Annotated in this window: 14 protein-coding genes; 12 read left to right on the top strand and 2 right to left on the bottom strand. The window is 67.4% G+C overall.

Going from position 1 to position 15,250, the window contains the following annotated elements:
• The first annotated feature begins 141 nt into the window (after positions 1 to 141).
• From ETD83_RS08360 to ETD83_RS08325, 8 genes are all read left to right on the top strand, one after another.
• Positions 142 to 834 carry a type II secretion system F family protein gene (locus tag ETD83_RS08360; protein ID WP_171064085.1) on the top strand — a complete coding sequence of 231 codons (693 nt, stop codon included), beginning with the start codon at positions 142 to 144 and terminating at the stop codon, positions 832 to 834.
• Positions 831 to 1,721: a type II secretion system F family protein gene (locus ETD83_RS08355; protein WP_138644490.1), complete on the top strand. Its 891-nt coding sequence runs from the start codon at positions 831 to 833 to the stop codon at positions 1,719 to 1,721. The genes ETD83_RS08360 and ETD83_RS08355 overlap by 4 nt, the downstream gene beginning before the upstream one ends.
• Before the next feature lie 33 nt (positions 1,722 to 1,754).
• The gene (locus ETD83_RS08350) at positions 1,755 to 1,979 is read left to right on the top strand and encodes a hypothetical protein (RefSeq protein WP_138644489.1); all 225 of its coding nucleotides are present in this window, start codon (positions 1,755 to 1,757) and stop codon (positions 1,977 to 1,979) included.
• On the top strand, positions 1,976 to 2,392 hold the full coding sequence (locus ETD83_RS08345) for a TadE/TadG family type IV pilus assembly protein (RefSeq protein WP_268920424.1): 417 nt from the start codon (positions 1,976 to 1,978) through the stop codon (positions 2,390 to 2,392). The genes ETD83_RS08350 and ETD83_RS08345 overlap by 4 nt, the downstream gene beginning before the upstream one ends.
• The gene (locus ETD83_RS08340; protein ID WP_138644487.1) at positions 2,389 to 2,841 is read left to right on the top strand and encodes a TadE/TadG family type IV pilus assembly protein; all 453 of its coding nucleotides are present in this window, start codon (positions 2,389 to 2,391) and stop codon (positions 2,839 to 2,841) included. Before ETD83_RS08345 ends, ETD83_RS08340 begins: the two co-directional genes overlap by 4 nt.
• A complete protein-coding gene (locus ETD83_RS08335; protein WP_138644486.1) occupies positions 2,838 to 3,299 on the top strand; it encodes a pilus assembly protein TadG-related protein in 462 nt (153 codons plus the stop codon). The genes ETD83_RS08340 and ETD83_RS08335 overlap by 4 nt, the downstream gene beginning before the upstream one ends.
• Positions 3,296 to 6,040, top strand: coding sequence for a BTAD domain-containing putative transcriptional regulator (locus ETD83_RS08330; protein ID WP_138644485.1), 2,745 nt, complete (start codon positions 3,296 to 3,298; stop codon positions 6,038 to 6,040). Before ETD83_RS08335 ends, ETD83_RS08330 begins: the two co-directional genes overlap by 4 nt.
• Positions 6,041 to 6,287: 247 nt before the next feature.
• Positions 6,288 to 9,617, top strand: a complete 3,330-nt coding sequence (locus tag ETD83_RS08325) for a phosphotransferase (protein ID WP_138644484.1) — start codon at positions 6,288 to 6,290, stop codon at positions 9,615 to 9,617.
• Here ETD83_RS08325 and ETD83_RS08320 read toward each other — a convergent pair.
• Positions 9,601 to 10,350, bottom strand: a complete 750-nt coding sequence (locus ETD83_RS08320) for an FkbM family methyltransferase (protein WP_138644483.1) — start codon at positions 10,348 to 10,350, stop codon at positions 9,601 to 9,603. The two genes, ETD83_RS08325 and ETD83_RS08320, sit on opposite strands and share 17 nt — an antisense overlap.
• Positions 10,351 to 10,537: 187 nt before the next feature.
• Complete coding sequence (locus ETD83_RS08315; protein WP_138644482.1) at positions 10,538 to 11,752, bottom strand: hypothetical protein; 1,215 nt, start codon at positions 11,750 to 11,752, stop codon at positions 10,538 to 10,540.
• Positions 11,753 to 12,419: 667 nt separating this feature from the next.
• Here ETD83_RS08315 and ETD83_RS08310 point away from each other — a divergent pair.
• The 4 genes from ETD83_RS08310 (at position 12,420) to ETD83_RS08300 (ending at position 15,059) form a co-directional block, all read left to right on the top strand.
• Positions 12,420 to 12,908, top strand: a complete 489-nt coding sequence (locus ETD83_RS08310) for an ATP-binding protein (protein ID WP_138644481.1) — start codon at positions 12,420 to 12,422, stop codon at positions 12,906 to 12,908.
• Positions 12,909 to 13,349: 441 nt separating this feature from the next.
• Positions 13,350 to 13,616 (top strand): hypothetical protein, encoded by a 267-nt coding sequence (locus ETD83_RS42305; RefSeq protein ID WP_171064082.1) that lies wholly within the window; start codon positions 13,350 to 13,352, stop codon positions 13,614 to 13,616.
• Entirely contained in the window at positions 13,585 to 14,574 is a 990-nt protein-coding gene (locus ETD83_RS08305) for a hypothetical protein (protein WP_138644480.1), read from the top strand. Before ETD83_RS42305 ends, ETD83_RS08305 begins: the two co-directional genes overlap by 32 nt.
• A 107-nt stretch (positions 14,575 to 14,681) precedes the next feature.
• On the top strand, positions 14,682 to 15,059 hold the full coding sequence (locus ETD83_RS08300; RefSeq protein ID WP_138644479.1) for a hypothetical protein: 378 nt from the start codon (positions 14,682 to 14,684) through the stop codon (positions 15,057 to 15,059).
• The last annotated feature ends 191 nt before the right edge of the window (positions 15,060 to 15,250 follow it).

The raw sequence follows: 15,250 nt of genomic DNA, 5'->3' as shown, positions 1-15,250 counted from the left end.
TTCGCGATCGTGGCCGGCTTGCGGGGTACCGAACCCGCTGAACGGCAGGCGCGTCCGCCATCGCGGTTGCAGGCACTCCTACGTTCGACGGCCTGGCCTGGACGCCGTAACCGGTTGCTCGCCGGAGCCGCGGTGGCTCTTGTGGTGTTCCTGCTGTCGGGATGGCCGGTCGCTGCCCTTGCGATGGCGGCCGGGGCGTACGCGGTTCCGCCGATGTTGTCGGGACGGGCACCGCAACGCCAGATCGCACGGCTGGAGGCGCTGGCGCAATGGTCCCGGCGGCTGGCGGAGATGATGGGCGCGAGCCGCGGCCTGGAGCAGGCCCTGGCCGACAGTGCCCGCATCGCACCCGAGGCCATCCGCGCCGAGGTGTCTGTGCTGGCGGAGCGGCTGAACAATCACGCCAACACCGAGCAGGCACTCCGGCGATTCGCCGACGAGTTGGACGACCCGATCGCCGATCTGATCGCCTGCGCGTTGGTGCTGGCCTCCCGGCGGCGTGGCCCTGGGACGCGAGAAGCGCTGAGGCTGCTGGCGGACGCGGTGGAACAAGAGGTCCTCGTCCGCCGGGATGTCGAGGCTGAACGTGCTGGGTTGCGTACGACGCTGGTCGTCATCGTGGCGTCCGTCGTCGTGTTGAGCGTGCTGTTCGCCTCGTCTCAGACGTTCGCCGCTCCCTACGGCACCGCGCTAGGGCAGACGGTGCTGGCCGTAGTCGCGGCGATCTACGGGTGCGGCCTTTGGTGGATGCGGCGGCTGGCTGTCCTGTCGACCGGCGCACGGTTCTTGCAGGCCAACCGCCGCACGTCCGCCGTGAGAGGGGCCGAGCTGTGACGGTGGTCGCCGCTGTCGCTGGGTGTCTGGGCGCCGTCGGCCTCATCCTGCTCATCGGTGAGCTGTGGCCTGCGCCTCCTCGCCTGGACGCCGCGCTGGCTCGCATCCAGCCCGTCCCGAACAACCCGCTGCCTGTCAACGGGCTGAGCACCCGCGAAGGCATCGGACGCTGGCTGGCAGACCGCGTCGCGCGTCCGGCCGGGCTACTCGCCCTGCCCCGGGCAGACCTGGCTTTGCTCGGACGTCCGGTCGAGCGATTCATGCTCGACAAGCTGGTCCTGTTCATCACCGGGCTCGTCGTGCCGCCCCTCTTCACTGGCCTGATGATGTTGACCGGTGGCTCACCGGCGTGGTCGTTCCCGGTCATTGCCGGGCTCGCCCTGGCCGCGGCCCTTTGGCTGCTCCCGGATTGGAACGTGCGGTCACAGGCTCGTCAGCGCCGCCGCGACTTCCGGTACGCCTTCACCGCCTACCTCCAGCTCGTTGTCCTGGAGCGCGAAGCCGGGGCCGCGTTGAACGCTGCGCTGGAGAACCCCGCGAAGATCACCGAAGGGTGGCCGTTCCGGCGCGTTCACCAGGCGCTGACACGCGCCCGGCATGCCCAGCAGCAACCCTGGCGCGCCCTCGCCCAGCTCGGCGAGGAGATCGACGTCCGTGACCTGATCGACCTGGCGCACACCGCCGAGATCGCCGGGAGCGAGGGCGCCAAGATGCATGACGTCCTGGTCGCCAAGATCACCTCCATGCGGCACGAGGCATCCGCCGCCGCGCGCGCCGAGGCCAACTCACGGACCACCGCCATGTGGGTGCCCACCAGCCTGCTCATGCTCGGCTTCGTGATCCTGGTCGGCTTCCCGTTCTTCTCCAAACTCCTGGCATCCGGCTAAGCGCCCGGACACACACCAACGCATCGGGGGACCATGAACCTGCTCAACGCTGTGGCGCTTCGCGTCGCACTCGCCGTCCAGAACCGCGGCCAGCGGCTCGCCGCCGACTTGCGGGACCGTGGTGACCGCGGCTCCGGGGTGGTCGAGACCATCATCCTCGTGGCGGGCTTCGCCGGGCTGGCGTTCGCCGTCTACCTGGCCGTGTCCAGCAAGGTGCACGGCTGGATCAACGAGATCCCAGGCGCCACCAGCCGGTGAACACGCTCGAACGAGCGCGGGAGCGAAGGGACCAGGGATCGGCGACCGTCGCGACGGCCATCACCTTCCCCGTCGTGGGACTGCTCTTCCTGGCGCTGGTGCAGGCGGTGATGGTGTCAGTGGCCCGTGACGTGGCGCAGTCGGCCGCTGAAGAAGGACTCCGCGTCGCCCGCGCCCGCCACGGCACCTTCGCGGAAGGACGCACCGCCGCAGCATCCTTCGCCCGCGCCGAACCCGTCCTGCAGACGCCCGCCGTCACCATCTCCGGCACCAACACCATCAACGTGCGGGTCACCGGACACGCGCCGTCGCTACTGCCCGGCGTCAACATCACGGTCTCCAGGACCGTGCGCGGCCCTCGTGAACGCTTCACCACGCAAACCCGCGGGTTCACCAATCCGGGGCCAGCGTGACCTTGGGGAAGAAGACGCTGGTTCGTGCTGACCGGACGCGGGATGCAGGCAACGCAGTGGTGGAGACCACGATCCTCGCGCCGGTGTTCATCGCGTTCCTCGCCGGGCTGCTTGTCGTGATGCGGGTGTCGCACGGCAGTGCTGTGGTCGCGCAAGCCGCAGCCGATGCCGCGCGTCAAGCGTCCATAGCCCGCACCGCACGCCAGGCGAAGGCCGAGGCGAGCACCAGCGCAATGCACACCTTGCGCGACCGGGGCCAGCACTGCACACCGTCCGTCCGACTCGACCTGACCGGGTTCAGACGTCCGGTCGGGCAGTCGGCCACGGTATCCGCTGAGGTGACCTGCGTCATCCAGCTCAGCGACGTTGGGCTACCTGGGCTGCCCGGGACCCGAACGGTCACCAAAGCCCACCGATCACCAATCGACCCATACCGAGCGGCCCGATGATCATCACTACCCGAGCACGGCCACGCCAGCGCGTACTCCAGCACCGATCCGAGCGCGGAAGCGTAAGCGTCTTCACCGTCGTCATCACGTTGGTCGTCGTGGTGTTCTTCGGTGCCGTCGTCGACTTCGAGCAGGTCCTCGAAGCCCGGCAGGACGCCAACACCGCCGCCCAGGAAGCCGCCCGAGCCGGTGCTGGACAAGTCGACCGGAACCGTGCCTACACCCGCGGGCAGTTCGTCCTGGATCGTGAGTCCGCGATCCGAGCGGCGCACTCCTACCTGCGAGCCAGCGGCTACGAAGGCACCGTGACCACGGCCGGAAGGCGCACCATCCGCGTCCACGTCTCCATCACCCGACCCGCGCGATTCCTGTCGGTGATAGGGATCTCCACCCTCAACGCCGAAGGCGCCGCAACCGCGAACCTGACTACCGAAGTGGAAGGACCCCAGCAGCCGTGAGCTACACCGGACGCAGCCGTCTCACCGACTTCGCACGGGGACTCGGCGCTCTCATGGTCCTGGCGCTCCTCTTGATCGGATGCCCGGTCGCGATGTACGCCATGGGTGGTTCACCCATCCCGGACCGGCTCCCGTCATGGGAGGAGATCAGCGCGACCCTGATACGGCAGGACACAGACCAGAGCGTGTTCCTAGCCACGATCTTGCTCATCGGCTGGGGCGCATGGTGCCTGTTCATCATCACCGTCTGCGCCGAGATGATGAACTACCTGGCCGGACGATCCAGGCCCGCGCTGCCGCGCCCAGTTCGACCGCTGCAACATCTGGTTCGGGACTTGGTCGCTACGGCCACGCTCACCTTCAGCGCCGCTGCCTCCCTCACGACCTCGGCCTCTGCGGTGACGCACACGCACACCGTGACCGGTGTCCACGCTGTCGCTGGCCCCGAGTCAGGCGGACAGGAGCACCTGTCGCCGGGGCAAGAAGCACCACAACGAGAACCGACAGAATCGGCCTGGACCCCACTGCTGGCCGATGAGACCCCAGTCCACCCGGAGACTGACCGGCGATCTTGGCGAACCCACATCGTCATGCGAGGCGAGACCCTCTGGGCCCTCGCCCGTCGTACCTACGGCTCTGGTGCTCGTTACCCCAAGATCTTCAAGGCCAGTCGGAGCATCGACCAACCCGATGGTGTCCCCGCACTCACCGATCCCGGCCTCCTCCACCCGGGCCAGCACGTACGGCTGCCGCTGTCCGGCGCACCAGATGGCGCATCCTCACCGCCGCGTGCGAGATCGCCGCGTGCGACCACGCAGGCGGCGCCATCCGGACGAGGCAAGTCAAGCGGCACCCCAAGTCCAGCTCCGCCTGGCTCAACGTCCGAGAAGTCGACGACCTCTCAGGTGCCGAGTCCGGTCGTGGCACCACCCGCCGACCACTCCGCCAGCCCAACCCCACCGGTATCCAATGGGCAGGAATCAGGCTCGCCGCTGGCGATCTCCCTGCCGTCCGGTTCGCGGATCGGGCTCGGTCTCGCCGCTGCGCTCTGCGTGGCTGTGGCTGCGACCCGTCTGCACCGACGTCGCCGACGCCCGCTGGAAATCGACTCAGAGTTCTCTGAGCACAATTCCGAACCACCGATCGCGGCCCCGGTTCTCAAGGCCCGTAAGGCGCACCTGGACACCTACGCCGAACGCGCCGCTCCCATCCCGTCTGACCCGGAACTCGTCCGCAAGGACTTGTCGGCCGCAGAGCCCGACCATCTGGTCGTGGGCGTGCGCGACGGCCAGGCCCTCACGATTCCCCTGGCTGGACTCAGCCTCGGCCTGTCCGGAGATGGTGCGCACGCCGCCGCCCGAGCCATCGCCACCGAACTCCTGGCCAAGGCCCACCGCTACCGTGCCGAGGTCCTCATGCCGCAGACCGACGCACAAGCGCTCTTCCCAGGCGACGACATCACCGATCTCTCTACGGTGCTCGACGGCCTGACCATCACGCCTTCCCTGGACGAGGCCATCGATTGCATGGAGGCCGAGCTCCTTCGCCGCGGCCGAATCCTGGAGATGACCGAACAGCCCGACGTGTCCGCGCTGCGCACCGACGATCCGGCCGAGCCCCTGCCGACCGTGCTGTTGATCGCATCAGTGCCCGCGTACAACGGCAACGTTCACGGTCTCGCAACGCTGGGCCACCGGTACGGCATTGGCGTCCTCGCCCTCGGTGCTTGGCCGTCCGGCACCAGCGTGAAACTCTCCAGCGATGTGACCGTTACGGACGCTCACGGCCCCAACGCCGAGCGGCTCGCCGGAGCTCACCTTTTCCACCTGACCACCATCGATGCCGCAGGCATGCTGCAGACCATTCGGACTGCCACCGGCACGGAAGCAGAAGCCGGGTCCTCGCCGCCGAGCGAGGACGCTCCATCTGAAGCTGAACCGCGTACTGCCTCGATCGTCGTCCCGGCACCGCGGCCGTCTGAAGAAGCGCCGCGCCCACCGGTCCGCCTTGACGTGCTCGGGCACGTCCACCTGCACACCTCCGATGGCCCCATCGACACTGGCCTGCGCCAGCGCGCCCGTGACCTGCTGGCCTATCTCGCTCTGCATCCGGACGGCGTCACCCGCGACCGCGCCAGCGCCGATCTATGGCCAGATGACAGCCCCGAAAGTGTCGCCCCGACGTTCAACACTGCCGTTAGCAACATCCGTAGCGTCCTTCGGGCCGCTACCGGCCTCAGCGAACCCATGTACGTCATCCACAGCGCCGGCAAGTACCGCATTGATCATGAGGTCGTTGAGGTCGACCTCTGGCGAGTGACAGGGGCCCTCGCTGAGGCCCAGCAAGCCACCGATGACGCCACTCGGATCAAGGCGCTCACGCTTGTAGCGGGCCATTGCGCTGGTGAGTTCGCCAGTGGCCTCACACAGGAGTGGGCCGAGATCCATCGCGAACACCTCCGCCGTGTCACCAGCGACGCCCTTGCGAACCTTGCCCGGCTCATTCAGGAAGACGATCCGGAACGAGCGCTGCTGGTGCTGGAACAGGCCATCACGCACGACCCCTACTCCGAGCCCCTTTATCGGCGCATCATGCGGCTGCAGGCTCGCCTCGACCGTCCGGACGCGGTCCGCCGTACCTACCGGCTCCTCACAGCCCGCCTCAACGAACTCGACGCCGAACCCGAGGAGGAGACTCGTAAGCTCGTGAATTCCTCAACGTCGACATCGAATCGAAACTGACGACAAGGGTCAGCATTCGTCAAGCGTGCAACGCTAGTCACGGCGCGAGTATTCAGTAGCGCGGGGCGCAGAAGGCGCGTTGTCAGGACCGAAGGGAATGTGATCGGCTATCGGCGTGGACGTCGACCAGTTCTTCAGCTACGGGCCGCGCGCTCCATTCGAAGTACAACATGTCTTCACAGACCGGGAAGCCCAGATCAGGGCCTTTCGAGACCGGTTCGCCCAACTGGTCGAACGGTCATGGACTGTGGACGAACTACTCGACTTCCAGCGGCCGGCGTCCAACCTGATCGCCGTGTCCGGTGAGGGCGGGATAGGCAAATCGACACTGGCCCGGCACGTCGCGGATCTGGCGGTGACCGGTGAACTGGACGGCCTGCCGCGACGAGGCGCACGTGCGGTACTGGACTTCGCCGACCCCGCCAGTTCCAGCTTTGAGGCCGTCTTGCTGCGCGTGCGTGCCGCACTCGCGCCTCTAGCGAGATCGTGGCCCGCGTTCGATGTGGCCCTGGCCGTCTACTGGCAGCGCAAGCATCCGGGTGAGTCGCTGACGGCGTTCCTGCGGAAGGGGAACGCGGCGGAGTCGCTCGGTGTCGCCGATCAGGTCGGTGACGCCGTCGATCAGCTTCTCGGCGGCTTCGGCGCGCTGTCGGTGGCGTACCGGGCGCTGAACTTGCTCGGTCGTACCGCGACGCAGAAGGCTCGGTTGAAACGGCTGCGGGCCGAATTGCCCGCGCTCGATCCCATCCTCGGTGAGCAGGACCCGGATCGGATGCTCGGGTACATGCCGGTGCTGCTGGCCGCCGACCTGGAACGTGCGCGCAGCAAACATCCAGCGCTGGCGCTGTGCGTGCTGGACACTCTGGAGAACGTCCAGCGGCTGCCCGCCGAGCGCGGCGGCCTGGAGGACCTGGTGTCGCGGCTGGTGTATCTGATGCCGAACGTGGTGTTCGTCGCGGCCGGACGGCTCGCACTGCGCTGGCACGACCCGGCCAGGGCCGTCGCGCTGACGTACGGCGGCGAGCGCCGCTGGCCGGGCCTGGCCGACCGCGACCAGCTCGGCCTGGACGGGTTCGACCGAGCATCAGCCGAGGCGTACCTGACAGCGCGACTCACCGTGGACGGAACCCCGGCGATCGGCCCCGCGATCAGAGAACGGATCATCGCGGGATCGGGCGGGTCACCGCTCTACCTCGACCTGTCCGCCGGGCTGTTCGGGCAATACCTGGCGCGCGGCGAAGCACCGCCCGCAGATGCGTTCGGGCTCGGTTTCCCCGAGCTCGTCCTGCGGACGATGCGGGACCTATCGGCGCCCGACCGTGACCTACTGCGGGCCGCGGCACTGCTAGAGGCGTTCGACGAAGAGGTCCTGCATGCGGTGTTGCCAAATTTGCGGCTCCGGCAGATCGAGCGGTTCCTGCAACGCCCGTTTGTCCGGCGGGACGGGACGGTGTGGCCGCCGTACCGGTTGCATGAGAACCTGCGCCGCAGCGTCATCGAATGCGACGTCGACACCGACGACGGCTGGACACAGACCGAACGGACCCGCAACGCCGAGCGCGCGATAGACCACCTGGCCCGCGCCGCGTTAACGGTCTGGGACGACGACGCCGACCATCCGCTTTCCTTGGGCGCGCGCAGCAGGCGATGCGTGGCGGCGTTCCTGCTCGTCCTGCGCGCGGCGGAGGAGCATCGGCTGGCGCCGGAGTCGCTCGGCGACCTCGCTTACAGCCTCACTGTGCTTGGACACTGGCAGGTGCTGGTCTCCCTGCCCGAGCTGCCCGGCTCGCCGGAACTATCTCGGCTGACCGAGGTCGCGCGGCTGACGGCACGCGGAGACGTCAATGCCGAAGACCGCTACCGGGCGCTGCGCGAGCTGATCGGCGAACCCGACGGCCCGTATGCCGACTACTACCGGCACGAGCTGGCGAGCCGCGCGCACATCATCGGGCGGGTCGATGAGGCAGCCGACCACCTGTCCGGCATCGAGCCCACATCCCTGATCGGCGCGAGCGGGCGGTTCGGCCTAGCTGACAACGCGCTGCGCCGCAGCGACTACCGGTCCGTCGCGCGGCTGATGGAAGGCGCCTCGCAGGCAGGACCGGACCAGGTGCGGGCCGCCGACCTGCTCGGCCACACCCACTTGCAGAACGCGCAGTTCGCGCAGGCGGCCAGGCTCTTCGAGTCGACCCTGGAGGCAGCACGCGAAGCCAACGCGCCACTATGGGAAGCACGCGCACTGCGGCACCTGCTGCTGGCCCTGATGTGGTACGACCCAGACCGCACGCTGTCACTACTCAGCCGAGCACGCGACCTGAACAACTCCGCCGGCGAAGCGATCGGGCTGGCCCAGTGCGACATGGCCGAGGCGATGGCGCGGGCACTTCGCGGTGAACGCCGACCGGCCGCCACACTGCTGGAAGCGGCGGCGCGCCGCTTCAACGAACTCGGGGCCTCCCGCGAACTGCTGCCCGTCGAGGCGTTGCAAATCCTACTGGACGCATCCGGCGGCCGCATGGCGCAGGCCGGACGAACCGCGCGGAGCCTGAGTGAGAACTGCCTGCCCGTGTGGGCGCCGGTGACCCAGGCGTGGGCCGAACTGGACGCAGATTTCAGCTCCATCGAGTGGCTGGACGATCCCGACTCCGCACGGCGCCGCTGGTCGGAGGCTCTGACCCGCCTCCGAGCGCCGGTCTGCGGGCCCCTGGACGCCGGTGACCAGCAAGCCCTGATCCCGACCGGCCGACTTCCCGACACCCTCGTTGAGGCCGCGGTTCAGGCCGCGCTGACCAGTTCCGCATTCGACGGTCCGCGCAACCTGCCCGCCGCGCTGACGACGCTCGGCGCCGACGGCGTCGTGCCAGGGGTGCGAACGGTGGTGAAGGTGCGTCGGCGGCTGCACGAACGGCTGGAGACCGTCCGAAACTTCGAAGAAGTGCGCGCCACGGCAGGCGTCCGGGCGCCACGGCTACTGGATGCGGGAACGGCCGGACAGACGTGGTGGGCCGTCCTGGAACGCCTCCCCGGCACCCACGCGGACCGCCCGACACCAGCACGTCAGCGGGAACTGGGCCAGCAGCTCCGGCTGTGGCACTCCCGACCACCCGGCGACGGTCTGCGACTGGACGCCCCCGGCGCGCTGGGCGTGTTCTTGGGCTGGGCACGATCCGCCGCCTCGGATGCCTACCCAACCATCGCCGAGCACATTGGCGCCGCCTGCGAAGGGCTTCCCGTGACTGCGATTCATGGGGACGTCGCGGTCTGTCACAACGCGCTTTTCGATGGCGATAGGCTCACCGGCCTACTCGACCCAGGCGCGACCGAGTCTGGACCGCCGATGCTCGACCTCGCCTGGTCACTGGCCATCGACATGCCACGAGGCGCGGAGCTCACCCCGCTCATCGAGGGCTACGGCTTAGATGCCGTTGACCAGGAGGCCCTGGCCGCGCTTCTGCCCCTGATGATGCTGCGCCGCCTCATCGACACCCCCGTCCTCGGTCTCGCCGAGAGCGACGGCGCGTGGATCACGCGTTGGCTACGTGACCACCGCCCCGGCCTGCTCACTCTGGCTCAATAAGCCCAGCCCGGCGGGCGCACGCATATGGGATGTAGTTGTCCAGTACATTCGCGGGCACCGTGAGCCGCTCATACAGCTCCGGTTCGTCGTTGCGCGCGTAGAAGCGGTTAAGGCCATCGAACAGCGCCAGCCTGTACCCGGCCTCCAGGACATGAGGCTCCCACTCCTGGTGGCTCGGCCGGTTCGTCAGCGGAACGGTCGCCTCAACTACTATCGCCCGTGGTCGCCACGCCTGCAGGTCGGCCGACCTCAGCACGGCGGCCTCGGCCCCCTCCACATCGACCTTCAGCAGATCAAACCCCGGCGTCGCATGCGCGCCAAGAACCGTCTCCAAAGTGACGACCTCGACGCGCAGTTCCTCATGGCGCCAACCGTCCGCGAGATGCCGTCCGAGGACATCCTTGCGGAGGGTGCTGAGCCCACCGCCACCAGTCTTTCCCCGCCCCGGGACGATGCGGAAGAACATCGCGGTACCCGGCTCATCTCCCACAGCCACGCGCAGGCTAACGTCCCCCGGCCGAGCCTGCTGAAGGCGTGCGTGGCGCTCGGGCAACGGCTCGATGTTCACCCCGCGCCAGCCCAGGCCGTCCACCAGATTCTTGGTCAGCGAGCCACTGACGGGCTCCCCTGCACCGACATCCACAAAGAACCCATCCCTCTGACCAGCGAAGGCACGTATCAGTACCACGTCCTCCGCATTGCCGGCATACGCGATCAAGTCATAACCACTCATACCCGCCAACCTACGATCCGGTTCGCCAATCCGGCAGAGGCATCTCAGGTGCGACGACGAATTCGCCTCCTACCTTCTAGATCTGGTAGACGAGGGTACACGCTCGCGGCCGAGAAACTGAAAGAGCCGAGTGGCGCGCACTTCGCTTACAGATGGGTCGCGATCACGACCATTACTTGGCCGAGGCCTATCGCTGCCTAGCCCATGGAACGGATTCTGTGTCTGTGGCCCACCTGGCGGTGAGTTGGAGGCGCGGTAGGTACTGACCCTGATAGCCCAGGATTCTAAGAATAACGAGCTCCAAGTAATGCATGCTGAGCCGCCACGCCTGCTGCATCTCGGCCACGCTGGGCCATTCGAGCTTGCTCAATCTTTTGGGGGGATGTACAAGGTCGTTTCGAATCTTGAGCACCGCATCCGGGCCAGCCAAATCTGGCTGTTCGAGACTCAAACGCCGGGCTTCCAATTCGGTAAACGCACTTGGCGCGTCGATTGGTATCCCACTCCACTGCAGTAGAAGCCGGAGGTTTGCGGCTGCCCACAGCTTGCTGAAGGCGCCTGTAGTAAGCCACTGCTCTGTTTGAAGGACTGCCCAAGCCAGCAGCTCGAGTCCGGAGCAAGCTACAGGTATGCGTGCATCGATCGGTTGGGTTCCGTTCGCGGTCAAGTACAGATTGATGGCCCGGTCGACGACCTTCTCCATAGTCGGGTTGTCAGCGAGCTTGGAGAACGCTTGAGCCAATTCCGTAAACGCATCGGCGAAGAGATGATCCGGACACCATTGCCACTGCCCAGTTCCTCGCCGCGGCTTCGCCCATCTCGCCCAGACCACATGTCCGAGGTCGTGAATGCCAGCAGTTGCGGCTAGGCCAGCCTCCCTGCCCCGCAACAGGCTGAGAAGTAGGAACAGTTGCCACTCGAGGCGTTCGACTTCTTTAATGGTTATGGGCAGGGAATCAGGCGTTGCCTCAATTACGAAGGCGTATGCTTCCGCGTCGGCCACCAGACGTAGTGTCCAACCTGGCAAGGCGAACGTAACTTGTCCTTGGATGCCATCCTGGGTTTCAACCGTAGGTAGTTGTGCCTTTAGTCGCGTGCCAGTGATGTGAATGATGAACCGCTCAGCCGCACCCAGGTCACCAGCGAAAGTCTCCCCTGAGAGACTCCGGAAAGACGGTGAAGACGGTGGTTTGCGCCGAAGGAACAGGAGCTCTTGCGGTGCCAAAGATCCACCTGACGGGATATCGATCCTTTCGATATGAAGACTGGCTGACAGCCCCTGGCCTTCGTCGAACCATTGCAACTGCGGTTCACGATCTACAACACTAAGCGTAATACCACCGTGGGTTGCATAGATCTCTCCCGCCTTGCCAACGATCGAGAGTGCACCCCGGTAGACCACAACCCCCCCGGGGGGAGGTGGGGCGTACACAGGGGTTACACGGGACACTTTTGGAGTCGTCGACCCATCACCTTGAACAGCCATAGGACCCCCTGCTGAACTTCTGTACCTCAAGCCCAACACAATACGTGGTGAGCGCGCGAAGCCGGAACCAGTTTCGTATCGCGGACCGATGCGTCCCCTCCGCAACCGCAAGTTCAACCGAACAGGGGTGCCCGCTCGCCACGCACCGGCACGAAGGTTGTCCGACCGGGGTTACTACGTCCTTGGGCTGGCCAGGGACGACGTCTGCCCACAACGCCTCCCCCGTGTCCTCGCGGAGTTCAAGACCGAGGCGTGCAACCACGTTTGCGTTCGGTGGCGATCTTGGGCGGACGCTGATCACCATCTCCAACGCTGCCAAGGCTCGTGGTGACTCAAGCACCGTGGTCTGTCTTGAAACCATATTGCAGGTGCGCCATGCATCTTCAGGTCCGTCGAACTAATGGGGAACTACAGAACTTGTCGAAACACATACGCGGTACATTGAGTGCGCTGGCCCGGTGTGCGATTATTCGCAGACTTGACAATCGACACGAGTTGTTCCTCGATGGTGGGCCGGTGCGCCGCGCAAATTCGCCGCTAATAGGAACGCGGCGGGGTGGCGGCCGGTCAGGAGGATCAAGGAATGTCGAGATTCAACCTCGAACCCACGGCCTCGGTGATGGGAGCGTCGATGTCGTGGCGGCGAGTCTTTCCGGGACGGGCGGATCAGATTCCGCTGGCGCGGCAGTTCGCGATGTTCCTGTTCGCGGAGACCACGATCGCCTCGGACGTGGGCTTCGTGGTGACCGAGCTGGCCTCGAACGCGGTGCGCCACACCCGATCGGGCGAGCACGGGGGCCGGTTCACCGTCGAGCTGGTGCTCGGCGGCCTGGCCTACGTGGGCGTCAGTGACCTCGGCGGCGGAGGCTATCCAACGGTGAGGCACGACCCGCTCAACGGACCGGTCGAGAGCGAGGGCGGGAGGGGTCTGCGGGCCGTCTCGCTGCTCGCGGCGATGTTGGGCGTCCACGGAAGCCCGACCGAGGGCCACACCGTCTGGGCGGACCTGATCTGCATCGACAAGCCGAAGGAAGGCCCGCCGCAGGCTACACCGGTCACTCCGGCCGCATAAGGCGGGACCAGCCTGTCCATAGCAGGCTGGTCCCGCCGTCCAGGCTAGGGCCAAGCTCGCGCCCCGTCTGCACCTTGAACAGGTGCAGACGGGGCTTCGCTCTTCCGCACGGCCGAGATAGGTGTGAGAACCGGGGGCGCGCTCGGGGGAGTAACCGGGGGGTCGTCTATGGGCACCCCCTCCTCCCTCCGGAGCTACCGCAGGTCAGCCAGCCTTGCGGGTGAGGTGGCGGTGCACCCGGATATCCCCTCCAGGGGACATGCACAGGGGCGCACGCGACGGAAGAGCCTTCGCTGATTTCCCATGACAACCGCCGTTCCCATTCTGCAGCGTCACTAAAGCCGTATGGACGCCGGTGGCGTTGTCCGCCATTTGCAGGCTTGGCGCGGAAGCTCGTCTTATGGCCTGAGCCGCAGCAGGCGGCATTCGAGGTCCGAACGTGTGAGTCCGACGCAGTGGCATTCAAAGGCAGCGCCGAGTTCGGGCGAGGTCGCCAAGGTCGGCTCGATCATTAAATTCTTGTTTACTGAGGTAAGCCTCTCCAGCCGTCCCGGCGACAAAATTCGTTGGCGCTCCATGTTGCATTCGCCGTGCCATCGAGAAATGGTCGTCATGGCGGACGACGCCGGGCGGGAAAGTCCCGCCGAATCAGCCGCCATTCAGGGAGGCAGAAACAATGGCGAACACCAACACCACCGCGACCGCTGACACGGCCACCAACGCCCCGACGCCCGACACGGCGGACGACCGCCCGACCGGGGCCGCCGGGGCGGTGTGGGACGCGCTGATCGCCGCGCCGAACGGCGCGACGGTGTCGGCGCTGGCCGAGGCGTCCGGGACCAGCCGCGCGACGGCGACCAAGGCCCTGACGGCGTTCGCGGACGCCGGACGCGCGGTCCGGACGGCTGGCGAGAGTACCGGTAGGGGCCGCACACCGGACGTGTGGTCTCCGGTCGCCCCAACGACCACCAGCGGGACCGGTGACGTGGCCTCGACGTCCCCAGGGGACGTCGGCGCCACTGAGGCCACGACCACGCCGGACGCCACCACCGGGACCGGCGTCATCTCGCCGGACACCCTCGCGACGGCGATGCAGGTCCTGGCCGACGAGGCCGACCGGCGGACGGCGGCGGCCGAGTCCCTTCGGAGGGCGCAGGAAGAGGAGGCCGCACGGCGCGCACGGGTCGACGCCGAGTTGCGCAAGGCCGAGCAGCGCGAAACCGCTCGTGTGATCCTGACCGACCTCCTGAGCACGGTCACCACCACCCTCACCGCCATCGCGGCCGAGGACGACGAGCAGATCACGCGCGGCATGGAAGACATCGCGCGCTACGCCGGTAGCGTCCGCCGCACCACTCGTGCCACCACCGGCAGCCGGACGGGCACGCGGACGCCGCGCGCGACCGGTGACCGTGGCGCGCCGTCGCCGCTGCGGCCCCTCATCGCGGGACACCTGAACGCGCACCCGGACAAGGAGTTCACGCCCGGCGAGATCGCCAAGGTCCTCGACCGGTCATCCGGGGCCGTCGCCAACGCCCTCGACACCCTGGTCGGACGGGGCGAGGCCGTCCTGACCTGCGAGCGGCCCCGCCGGTTCCGCACGACCGGGGCCACGACCGGCACGGCCACCGGTAGCGGTGACGGAGACAGCACGAACGCCGCGTGACCCGAGGGCGGGGCGGACGGGTAGCCGCCCGTCCGCCCCGTCATGACTCGGGTCTCACGACCCCCAACCCCAATGCGAAGAGGTAGCCATGACGAAGGAGACGCTACATGTCCGGTGATGGGACCGGCACGACCTCGCACGACGACACGGAACACGGCCCATACGACCAGGTGTTCGTCCTACTCGGCTGGGCATGGGACGTGGCGCTCGCCGCGCGGGCGGCCACCCGCCACCCGGTCACGCATGCGAACGTGTCAGAGATCGGCGCGCTCGGGGCCCTCATCCGCATCGACCACGATCACGCGGAGACGGTGGATCTGTCCCGCCCGCTGCTGGCCGTTCCGCTCCCCGATGTGGGGACGCCGATCGTGATCGACGGGTGGCACCGGATCCACAAGGCCCGGAAGACCGGCGTGACCGACTGCCGGTCGTCTACCTGGACGCCGACGACGAGCGCGCATGCCGACTCATGGGCGGCGGAATGAAACGCCGCTGGTAGTCCCGCAGGGACAGCAGACAGCGCACGCGCGATAAGGGGCCTGGGTAGGCGGAACGCCACCCAGGCCCCGTGCGCGCCGCCGTCCGCGCGGCCCCGTGCGCGCCGCCGTCCGCGCGGCCCCGTGCGCGCCGCCGTCCGCGCGGCCCCGTGCGCGCCGCCGTCCGCGCGGCCCCGTGC

The sequence above is a fragment of the Actinomadura soli genome (assembly GCF_005889715.1).
Taxonomy (GTDB): domain Bacteria; phylum Actinomycetota; class Actinomycetes; order Streptosporangiales; family Streptosporangiaceae; genus Spirillospora; species Spirillospora soli.
This window is presented reverse-complemented; position numbering and strand designations above follow the sequence as displayed.